This window comes from Streptomyces sp. NPDC002619 (assembly GCF_042889305.1).
Taxonomy (GTDB): domain Bacteria; phylum Actinomycetota; class Actinomycetes; order Streptomycetales; family Streptomycetaceae; genus Streptomyces.
Window position 1 is genome coordinate 28,078 of record NZ_JBIAQV010000005.1, and the last position, 18,697, is coordinate 46,774.

Here is an 18,697-nt window from a genome sequence, read left to right on the forward strand (position 1 = left end):
CCTGCTGCGTACCTTGCCCCGCTGCCGTTCCCAACCTAATTGATCAGCGCGTGGGATGAGCGGTCGTCCCGCCGTCCTGCGGTGCAACAACTAGTACGTCCGGCTTGCGCTCGGGTATCAGTGCGGTGACCGACAGGACGAAGAATGCGGCGGCGAGCAGCGCCGGCGTGTTGAGGCCCCAGGCGTCGGCGACGGCGCCGCCGAGCAGCGCGCCCAGGGGTGCGCCTGCGACCCCGAGGGTGCGGAAGGCGGCCGAGACACGCCCGAGCATCCCGGTGGGGCTGCGTTGCTGCATCAGGGTCGTCGTGTTGACGTTCCACACCATGCCCATGAACCCGAAGACGGCCATGGCGGCCACCAAGGCGGCCAGGCTGCGCACCGAGCCCATCACGACGAGCGCGCCGGTCTGCACGGTCCCGGCCAGCAGCACCGCCCGTATCCGCCCCACCCGGGCGACGAGCCGGCCACCCGCCGCGCCTCCGGCCAGGTTGCCGAGGGTGTACGCGATGGCCGAGGCGGCGTATCCCGTGGTGCCGGCGTGCAGCCAACCGGTCACCAGGAGCACCAAGGTGGCGATGAGCGCTCCCACGCCGATGTTGCCCAGGGCGGTGGCGGCGCACAGGCGGCGCAGGGCCCGGTCGTGCCACAGGGTGCGCAGTCCGTCGGCGATCTCGTGGCGCAGGGTGCTGCCCGGCGTTCTCGGGGCGCACTCGGGCGCGGCAGTCCGCAGGGAGGCGACCAGGGCGGCCGCCAGCAGGAAGGTGGCCGCGTCCGCGGCGAAAGGGACGCCGGTGCCGGCTGCCATGAGCAGCGGGACGGCGGGGGCGCCGAGGAGGCCGCCCGCGATCCGCTGTCCGGTCATGAGGCGGGCGTTCGCGCTGCCGAGGGCCTCGCTGCGCACCAGGGCGGGCAGCAGGGCCGTGGAGGCGTTGTCGAAGAGCGTCTGGAGCGTGGTGAGGGTGAAGGCCAGCGCGATCAGCAGGGCGATCGAGGCATGGCCCAGGGCCACGGCGAGCGCGAAGCCCGCGACCAGCAGCCCCCGCACCGCGTCCACCGTCCACATCGCACGCCGCTGGTCCACCCGGTCGGCGACGGCGCCGCCGAGCAGCCCGAAGACGATCCAGGGCAGATAACCGCACGCGGTCACCGAGGCGACGAGCAGCGGTTCACCGGTCAGCGAGACGGCCAGCAGGGGCAGCGCGGCCGTACGCAGCGCGTCTCCGAAGCTGGAGAGGACCGCGGCGCTCCACAGCCTCCCGAACCCCCCGCGCCACGCGGGTGCGCGCATCTCTGCCTGCTCGACCGTCGTCACGACTCCCCCTCGCGGTTCGCTCAGTCACAAACCGTAGAGGGCGCCACTGACAATCGGCCCGCGGCGGGCGGCCGATACGCCTCCGGCCAGGTACCCTCGGGCACCCGGCCGGTGTCAACTCCTAGATCTCGCCCCGCAGTTTGGCGAGCGCCTCGGCGAGGATCGCCTCGCCGTCCGCGTCGCTGCGCCGCTCCCGTACGTACGCGAGGTGCGTCTTGTACGGCTCGGTGCGCGGCGGGTCCGGCGGGTTGTCCCGGTCCTGTCCGGCCGGGAAGCCGCAGCGCGGGCAGTCCCAGGTGTCGGGAACCTGCGCGTCGCTGGCGAAGCTCGGCTGCGTCTCGTGCCCGTTGGAGCACCAGAAGGAGATGCGCAGACGCGGCGCGGACTCGCCGCGCTCGGCCTCGCCCATCGGCCCCGCCCCGACCCGGCTTCCTCGGATCGCGTTGCCACTTGCCACGGTCGTAACTCCCTGCGTGATGGTGCCGCGAAGCGAGTCGGCGTTTCGCTTCGCTGCGAGCGCCTCAGTCTACGTAAGGCCCAACGCGCGTCCAGTGATTGGAGTTACAAGGCTCCCGCTCCTAGACGCAAGCCCCATGATAGGCCGCGCTCAGGAGCGCGTACCGAACATGGGGCCCTACGTACGGAATGTGCGCTCTTTCCGCGCGCGTACGATTGTTCGCGACGTCAACTGTTCGTCTTCATCAGGAGGCCGAGGACAATGATGGAGGCGAACCAGAGCAGACCGACCACCAGGGTGATGCGGTCGAGGTTGCGCTCGGCGACCGAGGAGCCGCCGACGGACGACTGCATGCCGCCACCGAACATGTCGGAGAGGCCGCCGCCCTTCCCCTTGTGCATCAGCACCAGCAGCATCAGCAGCAGGCTGAAGACGATCAGGGCGATCGAGAACCCCAAAACCACGGCTGGACCAACTCTCTCGGATTCGGATGAACGACGGGGGGCACGGTAGCGACCTACCATGCCCCCGCAAGGGTACGACGGATCCTCGCTACCGCATACTCACTGATCGCGGAAGCGCACGATCTTGACGAACTCGTCCGTGTCCAGCGAGGCGCCGCCGACCAGGGCGCCGTCGATGTCGGCCTCGGCCATGATCTCGGCCACGTTGCCGGCCTTCACGGAGCCGCCGTACTGGATGCGGACCTTGTCGGCCACGTCCTGCGAGTACAGCTCGGCGATCTTGGCGCGGACGGCGGAGCAGACCTCCTGCGCGTCCGCGGCACCGCAGACCTTGCCGGTGCCGATGGCCCAGACGGGCTCGTAGGCGACCACGATCGTCTCGACCTGGGCAGCCTGGAGTTCCTTCAGCGCGCCTTCGAGCTGGGCGAGGGTGTGGGGGACGTGGTCACCGGCCTCGCGGATGTCCAGTTCCTCGCCGACACACAGGATCGGGGTGACGCCGTGCTTGAAGGCGGCCTTGACCTTGGCGTTGATCAGCTCGTCGGTCTCGTTGTGGTACTGGCGGCGCTCGGAGTGGCCGATGACCACGTACGTGCACTTCAGCTTCGCCAGCATCGGGCCCGAGATCTCGCCGGTGTAGGCACCGGAGTCGTGCGCCGAGACGTCCTGGGCGCCGTACTTGATCTTGAGCTTGTCGCCGTCGACCAGGGTCTGCACGGAGCGCAGGTCGGTGAAGGGCGGCAGGACGGCGACCTCGACGGCGTCGTAGTCCTTGTCGGCCAGGGCGAAGGCGAGCTTCTGGACGTGCGCGATGGCCTCGAGGTGGTTGAGGTTCATCTTCCAGTTGCCCGCCATGATCGGCGTGCGCGTGCTCATCGGGGTCAGTCCTCCAGTGCGGCGAGGCCGGGGAGCGTCTTGCCCTCGAGGTATTCGAGGGAGGCGCCGCCACCGGTCGAGATGTGGCCGAAAGCATTCTCGTCGAAGCCGAGCGTACGCACCGCGGCGGCGGAGTCGCCGCCGCCTACGACGGTGAAGCCGTTCGTCTCGACGAGAGCCTGGGCGACGGCCTTCGTGCCTTCGGCGTAGTCGGGGTGCTCGAAGACGCCCATGGGACCGTTCCAGAAGACGGTCTCGGCGTCGGCGAGCTTCGCGGCGTACAGCTCGCCGGTCTTCGGGCCGATGTCCAGGCCCAGCTGGTCGGCGGGCATCTTGTCCGCGTCGACCACGGTGTGCTCGCTGGGGGCCTTGCTCTTCAGGTCCGGGAACGCCGGGGCGACCACGACGTCGACGGGGAGCAGCAGTTCGACGCCCTGCTTCTCCGCGCGCTCCAGGTACTCGGTGACGGCCGGGATCTGGTCCTCCTGGAGGAGGGAGATGCCGACCTCGTAGCCCTTGGCCTTGAGGAAGGTGAACGCCATGCCGCCGCCGATGAGGATGCGGTCGGCCTTGCCGAGCAGCTCGTCGATGACGGCGAGCTTGTCGGAGACCTTGGCGCCGCCGAGGACGACGGCGTAGGGGCGCTTGAGGTCCTCGGTGAGCTTCTTCAGGACACCGACCTCGGTGGCGATGAGGTAGCCGGCGTAGTGCGGCAGCCGGGCCGGGAGGTCGTACACGGACGCGTGCTTGCGGTGTACAGCACCGAAGCCGTCGCCGACGTACACGTCCGCGAGGGCGGCCAGCTGGTCGGCGAACTCGCCGCGCTCGGTGTCGTCCTTGGACGTCTCGCCCGGGTTGAAGCGCAGGTTCTCGATGACCGCGACCTGGCCCGGCTGAAGGCCGTTGACCGCGTCGTGGGCGGCCGGGCCGACGGTGTCCTGGGCGAACGCGATAGGGACGCCGAGGAGTTCGGCGAGGCGCTCGGCGGCGGGCAGCAGCGAGAAGGCCAGGTCCGGGGCGCCCTTGGGACGGCCCAGGTGCGAGGCGACGACCACCTTGGCGCCCGCCTCGGCGAGGGCCTTGACGGTGGGCAGGACGGCGCGGATGCGGCCGTCGTCGGTGATGAGGCCGTCGGCCAGCGGGACGTTGAGGTCGGCGCGGACGAAAACCCGCTTCCCGTCCACGCCTTCGGCGAGCAGTTCGTCGATGGTCTTCATGAGGGGACTCCTGAGGAGGGCTCTTGATCGTACGAGGGCTGATCGAACCATGTGCGGTCGACCTGTACGTGCGTCAGGGCTCGGGCAACGTGACCGCTGCCCGAGCCCTGCTGTCGCATCAGGTGCCTGCTCCGCCGATCAGAGCTGGTTGCCGACGAAGACCGTCAGGTCGACGAGGCGGTTGGAGTAGCCCCACTCGTTGTCGTACCAGCCGATGACCTTCACGTTGTTGCCGTCCTGGACCATGGTCAGGGAGGAGTCGAACGTGCAGGACGCCGGGGAGTGAACGATGTCGGAGGAGACGATCTGGTCCTCGGTGTAGTCGACGAGGCCCTTCAACTCGCCCTCGGAGGCCTTCTGGAAGGCGGCGTTGACCTCTTCCTTGGTGACTTCGCGGGAGAGCTCGACGACGAGGTCGGTGACCGAGCCGGTCGGGACCGGGACGCGCATGGCGAGGCCGTCCAGCTTGCCCTTGAGCTGCGGCAGGACCAGGGCGGTGGCCTTGGCGGCACCGGTGGTGGTCGGGATGATGTTCTCGGCGGCGGCACGGGCGCGGCGCAGGTCCTTGTGCGGGAAGTCAAGGATGCGCTGGTCGTTCGTGTACGCGTGCACCGTCGTCATCAGACCCTTGACGATGCCGAAGTTCTCGTCGAGGACCTTCGCCATCGGGGCCACACAGTTGGTGGTGCAGGAGGCGTTGGAGATGACGTGGTGGTTCGCCGGGTCGTACTTCTCCTGGTTGACGCCCATCACGATGGTGATGTCCTCGTTCTTGGCCGGAGCCGAGATGAGGACCTTCTTGGCGCCGCCCGCGATGTGCTTCTCGGCGTCTTCCTTCTTGGTGAAGATGCCGGTCGACTCGATGACGATGTCGATGCCCAGCTCGCCCCAGGGGATGTCGGCCGGGTTGCGCTCGGAGAGCACCTTGATGGTGTGGCCGTCGACCGTGATGGTGTCGGCGGTGTGGGAGACCTCCTGCTTGAGACGACCCAGGATGGTGTCGTACTTCAGCAGGTGCGCGGTGGTCGCGGTGTCACCCAGGTCGTTGACGGCCACAACCTCGATGTCCGCACCCTGCTCCAGCAGCGCGCGGAAGTAGTTACGTCCGATGCGGCCGAAGCCGTTGATGCCTACGCGGATCGTCACGAACCGATCTCCTCGTTGGTACGCCGGCTTTCGTCGCCGGCGAGCTCTATTTGGGATGTCCCCGACCACCCACGACCCTACCTCCCTGAGGCCTCCGGAGTGACATCCAGATGCCCCATACAAGGCACGGTGGTCCGTACCCGCCAGTAGGGGTACGGACCACCATGGGCCGGGTGCCGAACTGCACTGTTGTGTCACGGAATGCCGCCCGGGACGGGCGCTGTTGTCACTCGTTCGTGAGCGGGTCGGCTCACTTGTCGAGTGCCGCGAGTGCCCTTCCGACCAGCGCCGCCCGGTCGGCCGCCGCGGTGACCTGCTCCAGGCCGAAGCCCAGCAGCACGGTGTCGTCCGTGGTGACCGCTGCGTACGTCTGGAACAGCGCTCCGCTGCGCGTCCAGTCCTTCAGGACCGCAGGACTGCCCGCGGGCGGTCCGGTCACACTCCAGGCGCCCAGGGACGTCTCGAAGCCCTCGGTGTCCCTCGCCGCGCCGCCGACGACGAGCGAGGCGTCGTCGGCGAGGACGCCGTGACCGCCGCTGCCGGGGTCGGTGACGTAGCTGATCGAGACCTCGACGGACTTGCCGGCGTAGGCGCTCAGGTCGAACCCGACCTGCTGCCAGCCGCTGGAACTGCCGGTGAGGCTGTTCCAGGAGCCGCTGGTGCCGGTCGCCGTGCAGGCGCCGTCCGTGAGCGTCAGATAGTGCCTGAGCCACGGGTGCTCGTTGATGTAGAAGCCGGCCCCGCACTCCGTCGGTACGGCGGTGCGGGTGGCCCCGCCGGTCTCGGGCAGCGTGGTCCAGTCGTCTGCGCCGACGGTGTGGGCCTCGATCACCGCGTTGTCGTAACCGGGTTCGGTGTCCCACAGGAGCCGGGTGCTCAGAGCCGGCTTGTCGGCCGCGCTCACCCCGGTGAGGTCGATGGTGCGGGTCAGACGCTTGTAGGCGTCGTCGGTGTGTACCGCGGCGGCCATGTAGGAGCCCGTGTACGGCCCGTACGGGTTGACGGTCCCGGCGAACCGGCCCGCGCCCGCACTGGCGAACTGCGGGTAGGTGTCGGGGGACAGCTCGTCCGAGGTGACGCCGTACGTGCCGGACTTGTCGAGCGGGTTGCCGGGCGCGTCGCCGAGGGCCCCGGCGACGCCGTCGAGCTTGCCGGTGCCCGTGAAGCCGGTGGCCCCGGGGGTCGACGTACGGGAGTAGGCGCCCAGGTAGTACTGGCTGAAGTCGTTCGACCGGGTGCCGTCGCCGAGGTCCACGCTGCCGCCTGCCAGTTCGCCCGCCTCGATCAGCCGGCCGCCCTCGTTGAGGTAGGCGCGCAGCTGGAGCTGGGTGGCGTTGCCCGGGCCGCTCGTGCCCGAGTAGTGCACGACGGTCCCGAAGTGCTTCAGCACGCCGAGCGCGTCGGGCGCGCCCTGCGTGGCGACGTCCCAGACGAGCGCCCTGCGCCCGTTGGCCTTCAGGGCGTCGACGTACTTCTGCGCCTGTGTGGCGGCCGCGCCCTCCTCGGCGACGACGAGGGTGTCGGCCCTGGGCCGCTCGGCCACGGTGTAGGTGAAGTGCGGGCCGGAGACCTTCTTGCCGCTCTTCGTCTCGCCGGTGAACCACACCTCGACCTTGTCGCCGACGTCGCCGTCCTGGACCTTGGCCCGGTACTCGTCGAAGTAGAGGTCGTCCTCGCCGCCGTAGGTCGCGCCGCCCTGCCAGGGCCGCAGCGCCTGGTCCCGCGTACGCCCGCCGTTGACGCGGTACTTGAGCTCCTTGTCGCGCACGGACTTGCGTACGACGACCGAGACCTCCTGGTCCGCCCCGCGCGCGTATGACGTGGAGAACGCGGCCGGGGTGAAGTCGGCGGCGCTCAGGCCGACCGAGGACGACGGCCGGTCGGGGTGGGCGGCGGTCTCGGCGACGGAGAGCGCGAACGGGACGTTCTTCTCGAACTCCTGCTGGATCAGTTTCTCGTCGTCGGGGAAGTTGAAGACCGACTGGCAGTCGGCGGCGTTCCAGGCGTCGTTCGGGTCGACGGCCGACGCGGTCTGGCAGGTCGACATCTCGGGGGTGAACATCGCCATGCCGTTGACGTTCGACGCGTGGCCGTCCGCCTCGCCGTTGGTGGTGTAGAGCTCCGAGGAGACCTGCGAACGGTAGCCGGGTATCGCCGGGTTGTCCGGGGTGCCCGCGAGCGCCTTGTACAGGACGTCGTCCGGGGTTGGGGTGGCCACCTGCCAGCCGACGCCGTAGAGCAGGAGTTCGGCGGCGGAGTGGTAGTTGATGCCGTACGTGAAGTCGACGCGCTTCTCGAACGCGTCCAGTGCCTTCGTCTCGGGCTCGGAGCCGGGGCCGGCGCCGCGGTAGGTCTCGCTGGTGGGGTTGGGGGACGAACCCTCGTCGTCGTAACCCCACTTGTAGGCGAAGTTGCGGTTGAGGTCGACACCGTCTCCGGTGGAGATGGCGCCGTCGCCGTTGACGTCCCGCAGGTTCTTGCGCCACAGGCGGGTTTCGGAGTCCTTGAAGGTGTAGTCGTAGCCGTCGGGGTTGGCCGAGAGGACGAACCACAGTTCGGTCGAGTCGACGATCTTCTTGATGCGCTCGTCCGTCTTGTAGTGGTCCAGGTAGTGGTGGAGCAGCCGCCGCGTCATCTCGGGGGTGATCCACTCGCGCGCGTGCTGGTTGGACATGTACAGCACGGAGGGTTTCGAGCCGTCCTTCGACTTCTTCGCGTTCTTGGTGAGCTTGACCGCGAGGATGTCCTGGCCGTTGAGCGTCTTGCCTATGGACTCGACCTTGGTGAGGTCGGGGTGGGCCTGTGCCGTCCTGACGATCTCCTCGGCGAGGCCGCCGCTTCCGCTGTACGGGCGGAACACGCCCTGGGCCGCGTCCTCGACGTGGGCTTCCGACTTGGCCGAAAGTGTGTGCTCGGTGAGGTCTACGCCCTGCTTCTCGAGCTTTTCGGCCTGCCGGTCGGTGAGGTAGACCTCGACGGCGCTGCGGCCGGTTTTGGTGACCTGCTGGCCGAGTTCGTGGGCGTCCTGGCCTGCCTTGAGGAGCAGAGGTATCTGCTGCTGGGTGACCTCGGCGCGGAAGACCTTGACCTCGTCCGGGTCGGGCCGGGTGGGACTTCCGCTCTGTGCCTGGGCGATGGGCGCGAGGCTCGCTCCGCCGATCAGGAGCGCGCCGACAGCGAGGATCGATCTCGCTCTGTGTCTCATGAACCCCCCTAGCGGTGGTCCGCCACGGCGGCGGACTTCTGCCAGGCTCATGACAGTTCATGATCGAGTCAAGGGCGCCTCATGGACAGGTAAATGCCGGTGCCGACGGCCCAGGAGGGCGTCGGCACCGGCGAGTTGAGCGATCGTCACTACCCCGCGAGGTTGTCGGCCAGCTCGTCGCTGAGGTTGGCCTCCGTGCCCGGGATACCCAGGTCCGAGGCGCGCTTGTCGGCCATCGCCAGCAACCGGCGGATACGGCCGGCGACGGCGTCCTTGGTCAGTGGCGGGTCGGCGAGCGCGCCCAGCTCCTCCAGCGAGGCCTGCTTGTGCTCCATGCGCAGCCGGCCGGCGGCCGCGAGGTGCTCGGGGACCTCGTCGGCGAGGATCTCCAGGGCACGCTGCACACGGGCTCCGGCGGCGACGGCGGCGCGGGCCGAGCGGCGCAGGTTGGCGTCGTCGAAGTTGGCGAGCCGGTTGGCGGTGGCCCGCACCTCGCGGCGCATCCTGCGCTCCTCCCAGGCCAGCACCGACTCGTGCGCGCCGAGGCGGGTGAGCAGGGCGCCGATCGCGTCGCCGTCACGGACGACCACCCGGTCCACGCCGCGCACCTCACGGGCCTTCGCGGCGATCGACAGCCGGCGGGCGGCGCCGACCAGCGCGAGCGCCGCCTCGGGGCCGGGGCAGGTCACCTCCAGGGAGGAGGAACGGCCGGGCTCGGTCAGCGAGCCGTGCGCCAGGAACGCCCCGCGCCAGGCCGCCTCCGCGTCACAGGTGGCCCCGGAGACCACCTGCGGGGGCAGGCCACGGATCGGGCGCCCACGGCCGTCGACGAGGCCGGTCTGCCGGGCCAGCTGGTCGCCGCCCGCCACGACGCGCACCACGTACCGCGAACCGCGGCGCAGCCCGCCGGGTGCCATCACGATCAGCTCGGAGCTGTGGCCGAAGATCTCCAGGATGTCGCGCTTGAGCCGCCGGGCGGCCATCGCGGTGTCCAGCTCCGCCTCGATCACGATGCGCCCGCTCACCAGGTGAAGGCCGCCGGCGAACCGCAGGATGGCCGAGACCTCCGCCTTCCTGCAGCAGGTCCGGGTGACGGGGAGCCGGGAGATCTCGTCCTTCACCGCTGCCGTCATCGCCATGGGCCGATCCTTCCATGCATCCGAAAAATACGGTCGTACGCGGCGGCCAACAGCTCCGGATCGTGCCGGGGGGTACCGTCGGTCCGGGCCACCGGCGCCAGCTCGACCGCGGCTCCGAGCCGCTTGGCGGCCTCGGTGAGCGAGTCGCGGTCGGGCACGGCGGCCTCGTCGGCCAGCACCACGTCCAGGGCGAGTTTAGGGGCGTGTCGCCCCAAAACCTCCAAATGACGCTGCGGGGAGAAGCCGTCTGTTTCTCCGGGCTGCGGGGCGAGGTTCAGTGAGAGTACCCGGCGCGCCTTGGTCTGGGTGAGGGCGTCCAGGAGCTCGGGGACGAGCAGATGCGGAATGACCGAGGAGAACCAGGAGCCGGGACCGAGCACCACCCAGTCCGCGTCCAGGACCGCGGCCACGGCCTCGGGGACGGCGGGCGGGTCGTGCGGCACAAGGTGCACGGACTGCACCTCGCCGGGTGTGAGGGCGACGGTCGCCTGCCCCCGTACGGTGTCCACCTGCTCGGGGCGGGCCGGGTCGTGCCCCTTGACCAGGGCCTGGAGCTCCAGCGGCACAGCGGACATGGGCAGCACGCGGCCGTGCGCGCCCAGCAGCTTGCCGACCAGATCCAGGGCCTGGACGTGGTCGCCGAGCTGCTCCCACAGGGCGACGATCAGCAGGTTGCCGACCGCGTGGTCGTGCAGGTCGCCCTGGGACTGGAAGCGGTGCTGGATGACCCCGGCCCAGGTCTGGCCCCAGTCGTCGTCGCCGCACAGCGCGGCGAGGGCCTTGCGCAGGTCGCCTGGGGGAAGCACACCCAGTTCGTCGCGCAGACGCCCGCTGGAGCCGCCGTCGTCGGCCACGGTGACCACGGCGGTGAGGTCGCCGGTGATCCGGCGCAGCGCGGCGAGCGAGGCGGACAGGCCCATGCCGCCGCCGAGGGCGACGACCTTGGGCTGGGCGCCGCGGCGGCGCGGCCGGCCGCCACGGGCCTCGGCCGGCCGTCCGGCGCGCGCCTCGGTGGAGCGGCTGGCGCGGGCTTCGGGCACCACCCGGCGCAGCCTGCTCAGCCGCGGTGTACGTTCCGTCATTCGCGTCCCATGTCCCGGTGTACGACCACCGTCTCCACGCCTTCGGCCGCGAGTCGCGCGGCGAGCTTCTCCGACATGGCCACCGAGCGGTGCTTGCCGCCGGTACAGCCGATGGCGATGGTCACGTAGCGCTTGCCCTCGCGGCGGTAGCCGGCCGCGATGAGCCGCAGCAGCTCGGCGTACCGGTCGAGGAACTCCTTGGCACCGGGCTGGTTGAAGACGTAGGCCGCGACCTCCTCGTTGAGGCCTGTGTACGGGCGCAGCTCCGGAACCCAGTGCGGGTTGGGCAGGAACCGCATGTCGGCGACCAGGTCGGCGTCGACCGGGAGGCCGTACTTGAAGCCGAAGGACATCACGGTGGCCCGCAGCTCGGGCTCCTCCTCGCCGGCGAACTGGGCGTCCATCTTGGCGCGCAGCTCGTGCACATTGAGGCTGGAGGTGTCGATCACCAGGTCGGCGTCGCCGCGCAGCTCGCGCAGCAGCTCGCGCTCTGCGGCGATGCCGTCGACGATGCGGCCGTCGCCCTGGAGCGGATGCGGGCGGCGCACCGACTCGAAGCGGCGCACCAGGGCCTCGTCGGAGGACTCCAGGAAGACGATCCGCCGAGTGACGTTCTTCGACGCCAGGTCGGCGAGGGACTCGCGCAGGTTGTCGAAGAAGCGGCGGCCGCGCACGTCGACGACGACCGCGATCCGCGCCACGTTGCCCTGCGAGCGGGCGCCGAGCTCCACCATCGTGGGGATCAGCGCGGGCGGCAGGTTGTCGACGACGAACCAGCCGAGGTCCTCCAGACATTTGGCCGCCGTCGACCGGCCCGCTCCGGACATGCCGGAGATGATCACCAGCTCGGGGATGGCCGCGTCAAGGACCCCGGCCGTCGTGGCGTCCGTACTCACCTGTTCTCCGTTTTCCTGGACCTCTTGCTGCTGATCCTCGCCGGTTTCCCTGGGCGCGGGATCTCGGTCCGCTGTGGGCCTTGCCTCGTGCTCGGTCATGTCTCCTGCCCCCGTCGTTCGTCCGGGGCGCCCGCGGGCACGGGCTCCCCCGAGGCACCCGCCGTCGTGTCGGGTGCCTCGTCTTCCATGTCATCCATGATCTCTCCGGTCGCCGTATTGACGGCGGGTGCGGCCGGGGCCGCCGCGGCGAGGGCCGCGGCGATGGTTTCGGCCGTTTTGCGGCCTATCCCGGGCACCTCCTGGATCTGGTCGATTGTGGCGGACCGCAGCCTCTTCACCGAACCGAAATGCTTGATCAACGCCTGTTTGCGTGTCTCGCCCAGGCCCGGGACGTCGTCCAGGGGGCCGGCGCGGAAGCGCTTGGCCCGCTTGGTGCGCTGGTAGGTGATCGCGAAGCGGTGGGCCTCGTCACGGACGCGCTGCAGCAGATAGAGGCCCTCGCTGGTGCGGGGCAGGACCACCGGGTCGTCGTCGTCCGGCAGCCAGACCTCCTCCAGACGCTTGGCGAGGCCGCAGACGGCGATGTCGTCGATGCCCAGCTCGTCCAGGGCCCGTTTGGCGGCCGCGACCTGTGGCTGTCCGCCGTCGACGACCACGAGCTGGGGCGGGTACGCGAACTTCCTGGGGCGGCCGTCCTCGTCCTTGAGGCTGTTCCCGTCCTCGTCCACCCACTCGCCGGTCTTCTCCTTCTCGGCGAGGTAGCGCCTGAAGCGGCGGGTGATCACCTCGTGCATGGAGCGGACGTCGTCCTGGCCCGCGAAGCCCTTGATCTGGAAGCGGCGGTACTCGCTCTTGCGCTGCAGGCCGTCCTCGAAGACGACCATCGAGGCCACGACGTCGTCGCCCTGGAGGTGGGAGATGTCGTAGCACTCGATCCTGAGCGGGGCGCTGTCCAGGTCGAGGGCGTCGGCGATCTCCTCCAGGGCGCGCGAGCGCGTGGTCAGGTCGGAGGCGCGCTTGGTCTTGTGCAGGGCGAGCGCCTGCTGGGCGTTGCGCTGCACGGTCTCCATGAGGGCCTTCTTGTCGCCGCGCTGCGGGATGCGCAGCGACACGTTGGAACCGCGGCGGTCGGTCAGCCATTCCTGGACGGGCTCCACCGGGTCGGGCAGCGCCGGGACCAGGACCTCCTTGGGGACGCTGTCGCCAGTCTCCTCGCCGTACAGCTGCTGGAGGGCGTGCTCGACGAGGGCGGCGGTGGTGACCTCCTCGACCTTGTCTGTCACCCAGCCGCGCTGGCCGCGGACGCGCCCGCCGCGGACGTGGAAGATCTGGACGGCGGCCTCCAGCTCGTCCTCGGCGACGGCGATGAGGTCGGCGTCGGTCGCGTCGGCGAGCACGACCGCATTCTTCTCCATGGCCTTCTTCAGGGCCTCGATGTCGTCGCGCAGGCGGGCGGCCCGCTCGTACTCCATCTCGTCGGCCGCCTGCACCATCTGCTTCTCGAGGCGGCGCAGATATGTGCCCGTCCGGCCGGCCATGAAGTCGCTGAACTCCTCGGCCAGTTCGCGATGGTCCTCGGGGGAGATCCGGCCGACGCAGGGGGCGGAGCACTTGCCGATGTAGCCCAGCAGACAGGGGCGGCCGGTGCGGGCGGCGTTCTTGAAGACGCCAGCCGAGCAGGTGCGCACCGGGAAGACGCGCAGCAGCAGGTCGACGGTGTCGCGGATGGCCCACGCGTGCCCGTACGGCCCGAAGTACCTGACGCCCTTCTTCTTGTGACCGCGCATCACCTGCACGCGCGGGAACTCCTCGTTCATCGTCACCGCGAGGTAGGGATAGCTCTTGTCGTCGCGATACTTGACGTTGAACCGGGGGTCGAACTCCTTGATCCAGGAGTACTCCAGCTGCAGCGCCTCGACCTCCGTGGACACCACGGTCCACTCCACGGACGCGGCCGTGGTGACCATGGTCCGGGTGCGGGGGTGGAGGTTCGCCAGGTCCTGGAAGTAGTTCGCCAGGCGCTGGCGCAGACTCTTCGCCTTTCCGACGTAGATCACCCGGCGGTGCTCGTCGCGGAACTTGTAGACCCCGGGAGAGTCCGGGATCTCACCCGGCCTGGGGCGGTAGCTGGAGGGGTCGGCCATGTCTCACACCCTACTGTCGGGGGGTGACAGTCCGGCGGGCCTGTGGACAACGCCGCCCCGCCTCTGCTCACCCGTCGGCGGCCCATACGACGTCGGCGGGCGGCGCCCCCGTGCCGAGCACGTACCGCACGATCCGGAGCGCCTCGGCGAGCGGCACCGTATCCCGGTCGGCGTACGCGTCGCACTGCCCGTTCCCGAGCACGAAGCCGCCGCTCGTCCCCCGGGCCGCGGGGTCGACAGCGTGTCCTGCGGAGTCGCCGTCCCCGTCGAGGAGCATCACCAGTGCACGCTCGGTGTTGCTCACCACGGCCAGGGACCGGCCGGCGGAGCTCTTCAGCCATGTTTCGAGGCGGACCTCGGCGATCCTCCGCCGGAGCAGTTCGACCGCGTCGGCGGCGGCCACCGCCACACCGTCGCCGTCCAGGGTCCAGGACTCGGTCATGCCGCGATCTTGCCACCGCCGGGCGAGGCTGTGGAAAGCGCTCATGGGGTGCCGGTCCCGGCCCGGACCGCGGTGCGACGCTCCCGCCGGGCGCCTGCCCGGGAGGGCACGGCTCGGCCACACGCGGGCCGGGGTTGGCCCCGAGGTGTTGTCGGCGGTTGGTCAACACGCTTCAATGCGGGGGAACTCGGGGCCGTGAACGACGGCGTCCGCATACGGCGTACGGCTGTGCAGACGCCCCGGCGCCGACGGGGTGGACCCGAAGACCAGCGCGAACGGTCTGACCAACCGTGGACATTCACAGAAAGGCCCCTGTGCATGCGGCACGCCACACAGCACACGGACGTCGCCACCGAGGAACCGGAACTGGACACCGCCCTGCGCGGCGGGCCCTTCCACGTCGCGCTGCGCGCCGCGATCGCCGCCCGCGGGCTGCCGCTCCAGCGCGTCCAGCACCATCTGTCGCGGTACGGGGTCAAGGTGGGCGTCACGAGCCTGAGTTACTGGCAGCAAGGCGCCCGGCGCCCCCAGCGCCCCGAGTCGCTGCGGGCGGTACGCGCACTGGAGGAGATCCTGCAACTGCCGGACGAGTCGCTGATCCGGCTGCTCGCCGAGACCGACGACGGCACGACCGCCCGAGGCTCGGCCGCCCGCTCGTACCGCTCCCTGGTCGAGGCCACCGGCGTCCTCGACCGGCTCCAGGCCGACCTGGGCTGGGCCCTCGACGGTGGGCTGCACACACTCGGGCACCACGAGCGCATACGCATCGGAGCGCGCCGTGAGCTGGCCGGCCTGGAGTCGCACCACATCGTGCGGGCCCACCGCGACGGCGTGGACCGCTTCGTCGCCGTCCACCACGGCGACCCGGGCTGCGCACCGCAGCACATGACGGTCCACGCCCTGGAGAACTGCCGCACGGGACGCGTCCGGGTGGACCAGGAGACCGGCGTACTGGTCGCCGAGCTGCTCTTCGGCACCCGGCTGCACTCCGGCGACACCTTCATGTTCCGGTACGCCGTCGAGGACGGCACGGCCGGGGCCTCACGCGAGTACGTCCGTGGTTTCGCCTTTCCCGGCGGCCAGTACGCGCTCCAGGTGCGCTTCGACGCGAACGCACTCCCGGCGCGCTGCCACCGCTTCGCCCAGCACTCTGCGGCGGCGCCGCGCAGCGGCCACCAGGGCCTGCCCTTCAGCGGGCTGCACCGCTCGGTGCACCTGGTCGAGCCACGGGCGCGGCCGGGCCTTGTGGGGATCGGCTGGGACTGGGAGTGACCGGTACTCCGCGCTCCCCCATCGCTCAGGCGGCGCCGGGCCCTGCAACGATCTTGCCGTTCGCGGCCTTCACCGGCAGCTCGTTCAGCGGCACGGTGGCCGGCGACTGAACGACCTTCCCGGTCAGGGCGTCGAACTCGCTCCCATGACACGGGCAGATCAGCGTCGTCCCCTGAAGCTTGTTGATGGCGCACCCCGCGTGCGTGCAGACCGTGCTGTACGCCTTGAGGGTGCCCTCCGCGTCCCGGCTGACCACCACGTTGTGATCCCGGTACAGCCTGGCGCTCCCCTTGCCGACCTCGCTCTCGGCTCCGAGCTCGACCGGCGCGGTCGGCGTCGCGTCCGCCGTGACACCGCCCCCGGGGGCCGAACAGGCAGCGATGCCGAGCCCGGCGATCGGAGTGACGGCGGCGCCACGAAGGACGGTACGGCGGCTCGCGGAGGGGTGGGCGGACATGGGGCTCTCCACTGGTCAAGGGGCGGTGCAGGCCGACCTTACCCGGGGGGATCGTCCCGGATTCTGGTGGGTCGGGGTGGGACCGGGTGGGTTCGCGTGGGCGTGGGGGCCGGGGGGCCGGGGGACTCGGATGTGCTCGGGGGCCGGGGGCCTAGTGGGTCCGATTGGGGGCGTAAACGCTTGCGCAAGCGTTTACGCGAGGCGGCGGATGGGATACCTTCCCGGCCAGAAGCCGCCGACACTACGAGACAGGCGATGCCGCCCCGGGAGGGAGCGCGATGCCCACGATGGCCGACGTCGCACGGAGCGCCGGTGTCTCCGTGGCGACCGTCTCCCACGTGCTGAACGGCACGCGCCCCGTGCTGCCCCACACCCGCCAGGCCGTCCTGGACGCCATCGACGAACTCGGCTACACGCCCAACACCCTCGCCCGCTCCCTGGTGACCTCCCGCACCCGCTCCATCGGGCTCGCGGTGTCGGCGATCAGCAACCCGTACTTCACGGAGATCCTCCAGGGCGTCGAGGCCGGCGCCCTGGAACAGGGCTACAGCCTGCTGATCGCCGACCCGCACGACGACCCCGAGCACGAACGCAAGGTCGTCCAGCTGCTGCACGAGCGACGCGTGGACGGCATGATCGTCGCCCCCTCCGCGGACCCGCGCGAACTCGTCGCCTACCTCGGCCGCCATGCCGTACCCACCGTGTTCCTGGACCGGTCGGTCGCCGACCCCGCCGGCCAGGCCGCCGGCACCCCGCGCTTCGATCAGGTCTGCGCCGAGAACACCGAACCCATGGCCCGGCTCGTCACCCACCTCGCCGGCCTGGGCCACCGCCGGATCGGCCTGGTCGCGGGCCTGCCCGGGCTCAGCACCACCGACGAGCGGATCACCGGCTACCGGGACGGCCTCGCCACCGCCGGGCTGCCCCACGACGACCGACTCGTAGTACCCGGCAACTCCGAGTCCACCGGCGCCGAACAAGCCACCACGGCCCTGCTGTCGCTCACCGACCCTCCCACGGCACTCATCACCGCCAACAACGCGATGACCATCGGCACCCTGCGTGCCCTGCGTGACCACGGCCTGTCCGTGCCCGACGACATCGCCCTGTGCTGCTTCGACGACTTCGCCTGGGCGGATCTGTTCTCGCCCCGGCTCACCACGATCGCCCAGCCCAGCAGGGAGATCGGCGCGCAGGCCGTCCGCGTGCTGCTGGAGCGCCTGGCAGCCCCGGACCGCCCGGCCCAGACCGTGCGGCTCCCCTGCACGTTCGTCCATCGGACGTCCTGCGGGTGTGTGGAGCCGTCGGCAGGGGGCGCGCGATGTGAACCGTCTCGCCTCTCCGTGGCCGGGGCGTCCGCGCGCGACGGGCAGTCCGCGCTCTCCGACCAGCCCCAGCACATCGAGCGGTCCGGGCAGCAGCCGGACCAGCCCGAGCAACCCAGGCCCCGCACCCCGGGAAAGGAAGCGTCTCGTGATCGTCGTCGCCGGTGAGGCACTGATCGACCTGGTACCGCAGGGCACTGGCGCCCTCGCGGGGCTGCAGCCGGCGCTCGGCGGCGGCCCGTACAACACGGCCTTGGCCCTCGGCCGCCTCGGCTCCCCCACGGCGTTCTGCTCCCGCACTTCGTACGACGCCTTCGGTGAGGCCCTGCTCGACGGGTTGCGTGGGGCGGGCGTGGACCTCTCGGGTGTGCAGCGCGGTGCGGAGCCGACCACCCTCGCGGTCGCCACCGTCGATGGCAACGGGTCGGCCGCCTACTCCTTCTACGTCGAGGGCACAGCCGACCGCCTCTTCACGGCCCCCGCCGCTCTCCCGGCCACGGCACGGGCGGTGTCCTTCGGCACCTGCTCTCTCGTCCTGGAACCGGGGGCGAGTGCCTACGAGGAGTTGCTGCGGACCGCGGCCGGGCAGGGCTTGTTCACCGCGCTCGACCCGAACATCCGGGCCGGGCTGATCCCCGACGCAGACGCCTACCGGGAGCGCTTCAGGAACTGGCTGCCGTCGGTGACTCTGTTGAAGCTCTCCGAGGAGGACGCCGAGTGGCTGGGCGGCACCCCGCGCGAATGGCTGGCCGTGGGCCCGTCGGCCGTGGTGGTCACCCGGGGCGTCGAGGGACTGACGGTCTTCACCCGGGACGGCGCCGAGTATTCCGTGCCGGGAGAGAAGGTCGACGTCGTGGACACGATCGGCGCCGGCGACACGGTGAACGCGGCCCTGCTGCACGGCCTGGCCGCACGGGACGCCCTGTCCCCCGAGGCGCTCGCCGGTCTGGGAGCCGACGGCTGGGCGCGGTTGCTGCGGTTCGCCGCGCGTGCTGCGGCGATCACCTGCTCACGGGCGGGGGCGGAGCCGCCGTATGCCACTGAGTTGGGGGACTTCTAGCGGGACCGGTCGTGCGGCGCGGTGACTTCGGCCTGGGCTTCGGGGTCGGGCTTCTCTGTGGTGTTGTCAAGGCTCGGCTGGACATGCAGTTCGTGAAGGCGATCGAACCGCAGGGCCAGGGTGGCTGATGGTGGAACGAGCGGCGCCCCGCGGGGAGTTCCCACGGGGCGCCGATTTTTTGATGACTTGTCAGGACTTGGATC

16 protein-coding genes are annotated in these 18,697 nt (G+C 70.6%); 3 read left to right on the plus strand and 13 right to left on the minus strand.

Annotation, left to right across the window (positions count from 1 at the left end; translation table 11 throughout):
• Positions 1 to 43: 43 nt before the first annotated feature.
• The 12 genes from ACFYXB_RS11190 to ACFYXB_RS11245 all read right to left on the minus strand — a co-directional run bounded on the left by ACFYXB_RS11190 (position 44) and on the right by ACFYXB_RS11245 (position 14,380).
• A complete protein-coding gene (locus tag ACFYXB_RS11190) occupies positions 44 to 1,312 on the minus strand; it encodes an MFS transporter (protein WP_389580324.1) in 1,269 nt (422 codons plus the stop codon).
• 121 nt (positions 1,313 to 1,433) lie between these two features.
• Positions 1,434 to 1,769 (minus strand): RNA polymerase-binding protein RbpA, encoded by a 336-nt coding sequence (locus ACFYXB_RS11195; RefSeq protein WP_003957010.1) that lies wholly within the window; start codon positions 1,767 to 1,769, stop codon positions 1,434 to 1,436.
• A 227-nt stretch (positions 1,770 to 1,996) separates the two neighbouring features.
• Positions 1,997 to 2,233 carry a preprotein translocase subunit SecG gene (secG, locus tag ACFYXB_RS11200; protein ID WP_351346887.1) on the minus strand — a complete coding sequence of 79 codons (237 nt, stop codon included), beginning with the start codon at positions 2,231 to 2,233 and terminating at the stop codon, positions 1,997 to 1,999.
• A gap of 99 nt (positions 2,234 to 2,332) precedes the next feature.
• Entirely contained in the window at positions 2,333 to 3,109 is a 777-nt protein-coding gene (gene tpiA, locus ACFYXB_RS11205) for a triose-phosphate isomerase (protein WP_389580329.1), read from the minus strand.
• Between the two features lie 5 nt (positions 3,110 to 3,114).
• Positions 3,115 to 4,326 (minus strand): phosphoglycerate kinase, encoded by a 1,212-nt coding sequence (locus ACFYXB_RS11210; RefSeq protein ID WP_389580332.1) that lies wholly within the window; start codon positions 4,324 to 4,326, stop codon positions 3,115 to 3,117.
• Between the two features lie 138 nt (positions 4,327 to 4,464).
• Positions 4,465 to 5,472 carry a type I glyceraldehyde-3-phosphate dehydrogenase gene (gap, locus tag ACFYXB_RS11215; RefSeq protein ID WP_389580335.1) on the minus strand — a complete coding sequence of 336 codons (1,008 nt, stop codon included), beginning with the start codon at positions 5,470 to 5,472 and terminating at the stop codon, positions 4,465 to 4,467.
• Positions 5,473 to 5,722: 250 nt separating this feature from the next.
• Positions 5,723 to 8,677, minus strand: coding sequence for a M14 family zinc carboxypeptidase (locus ACFYXB_RS11220; protein WP_389580338.1), 2,955 nt, complete (start codon positions 8,675 to 8,677; stop codon positions 5,723 to 5,725).
• 149 nt (positions 8,678 to 8,826) lie between these two features.
• Positions 8,827 to 9,816: a DNA-binding protein WhiA gene (gene whiA / locus ACFYXB_RS11225; RefSeq protein ID WP_351326300.1), complete on the minus strand. Its 990-nt coding sequence runs from the start codon at positions 9,814 to 9,816 to the stop codon at positions 8,827 to 8,829.
• A complete protein-coding gene (gene yvcK / locus ACFYXB_RS11230) occupies positions 9,807 to 10,898 on the minus strand; it encodes a uridine diphosphate-N-acetylglucosamine-binding protein YvcK (RefSeq protein ID WP_351346899.1) in 1,092 nt (363 codons plus the stop codon). Before yvcK ends, whiA begins: the two co-directional genes overlap by 10 nt.
• Positions 10,895 to 11,893 carry an RNase adapter RapZ gene (gene rapZ / locus ACFYXB_RS11235; RefSeq protein ID WP_389580342.1) on the minus strand — a complete coding sequence of 333 codons (999 nt, stop codon included), beginning with the start codon at positions 11,891 to 11,893 and terminating at the stop codon, positions 10,895 to 10,897. The genes yvcK and rapZ overlap by 4 nt, the downstream gene beginning before the upstream one ends.
• Complete coding sequence (gene uvrC, locus ACFYXB_RS11240; protein WP_389580345.1) at positions 11,890 to 13,938, minus strand: excinuclease ABC subunit UvrC; 2,049 nt, start codon at positions 13,936 to 13,938, stop codon at positions 11,890 to 11,892. The genes rapZ and uvrC overlap by 4 nt, the downstream gene beginning before the upstream one ends.
• Positions 13,939 to 14,005: 67 nt before the next feature.
• Positions 14,006 to 14,380 carry a hypothetical protein gene (locus ACFYXB_RS11245; protein WP_389580347.1) on the minus strand — a complete coding sequence of 125 codons (375 nt, stop codon included), beginning with the start codon at positions 14,378 to 14,380 and terminating at the stop codon, positions 14,006 to 14,008.
• Between the two features lie 318 nt (positions 14,381 to 14,698).
• Here ACFYXB_RS11245 and ACFYXB_RS11250 point away from each other — a divergent pair, with 318 nt between their 5' ends.
• On the plus strand, positions 14,699 to 15,652 hold the full coding sequence (locus ACFYXB_RS11250; RefSeq protein WP_389580349.1) for a hypothetical protein: 954 nt from the start codon (positions 14,699 to 14,701) through the stop codon (positions 15,650 to 15,652).
• Between the two features lie 25 nt (positions 15,653 to 15,677).
• Here the strand turns inward: ACFYXB_RS11250 and ACFYXB_RS11255 are convergent, their stop codons facing one another.
• Positions 15,678 to 16,109 (minus strand): Rieske (2Fe-2S) protein, encoded by a 432-nt coding sequence (locus ACFYXB_RS11255; protein WP_389580352.1) that lies wholly within the window; start codon positions 16,107 to 16,109, stop codon positions 15,678 to 15,680.
• Between the two features lie 278 nt (positions 16,110 to 16,387).
• Between ACFYXB_RS11255 and ACFYXB_RS11260 the strand changes: the two genes are divergently transcribed.
• A complete protein-coding gene (locus ACFYXB_RS11260; protein WP_389580354.1) occupies positions 16,388 to 17,602 on the plus strand; it encodes a LacI family DNA-binding transcriptional regulator in 1,215 nt (404 codons plus the stop codon).
• Positions 17,583 to 18,494, plus strand: a complete 912-nt coding sequence (locus ACFYXB_RS11265; RefSeq protein ID WP_389580356.1) for a carbohydrate kinase — start codon at positions 17,583 to 17,585, stop codon at positions 18,492 to 18,494. Before ACFYXB_RS11260 ends, ACFYXB_RS11265 begins: the two co-directional genes overlap by 20 nt.
• Positions 18,495 to 18,697 lie beyond the last annotated feature (203 nt).

Coding starts and splice junctions, on each gene's coding strand:
- tpiA (WP_389580329.1), bottom strand. CDS start 3,109: ATGAGCACGCGCACGCCGATCATGGCGGGCAACTGGAAGATGAACCTC.
- ACFYXB_RS11210 (WP_389580332.1), bottom strand. CDS start 4,326: ATGAAGACCATCGACGAACTGCTCGCCGAAGGCGTGGACGGGAAGCGG.
- ACFYXB_RS11220 (WP_389580338.1), bottom strand. CDS start 8,677: ATGAGACACAGAGCGAGATCGATCCTCGCTGTCGGCGCGCTCCTGATC.
- whiA (WP_351326300.1), bottom strand. CDS start 9,816: ATGGCGATGACGGCAGCGGTGAAGGACGAGATCTCCCGGCTCCCCGTC.
- yvcK (WP_351346899.1), bottom strand. CDS start 10,898: ATGACGGAACGTACACCGCGGCTGAGCAGGCTGCGCCGGGTGGTGCCC.
- rapZ (WP_389580342.1), bottom strand. CDS start 11,893: ATGACCGAGCACGAGGCAAGGCCCACAGCGGACCGAGATCCCGCGCCC.
- uvrC (WP_389580345.1), bottom strand. CDS start 13,938: ATGGCCGACCCCTCCAGCTACCGCCCCAGGCCGGGTGAGATCCCGGAC.
- ACFYXB_RS11245 (WP_389580347.1), bottom strand. CDS start 14,380: ATGACCGAGTCCTGGACCCTGGACGGCGACGGTGTGGCGGTGGCCGCC.
- ACFYXB_RS11250 (WP_389580349.1), top strand. CDS start 14,699: ATGCGGCACGCCACACAGCACACGGACGTCGCCACCGAGGAACCGGAA.
- ACFYXB_RS11255 (WP_389580352.1), bottom strand. CDS start 16,109: ATGTCCGCCCACCCCTCCGCGAGCCGCCGTACCGTCCTTCGTGGCGCC.
- ACFYXB_RS11260 (WP_389580354.1), top strand. CDS start 16,388: ATGCCCACGATGGCCGACGTCGCACGGAGCGCCGGTGTCTCCGTGGCG.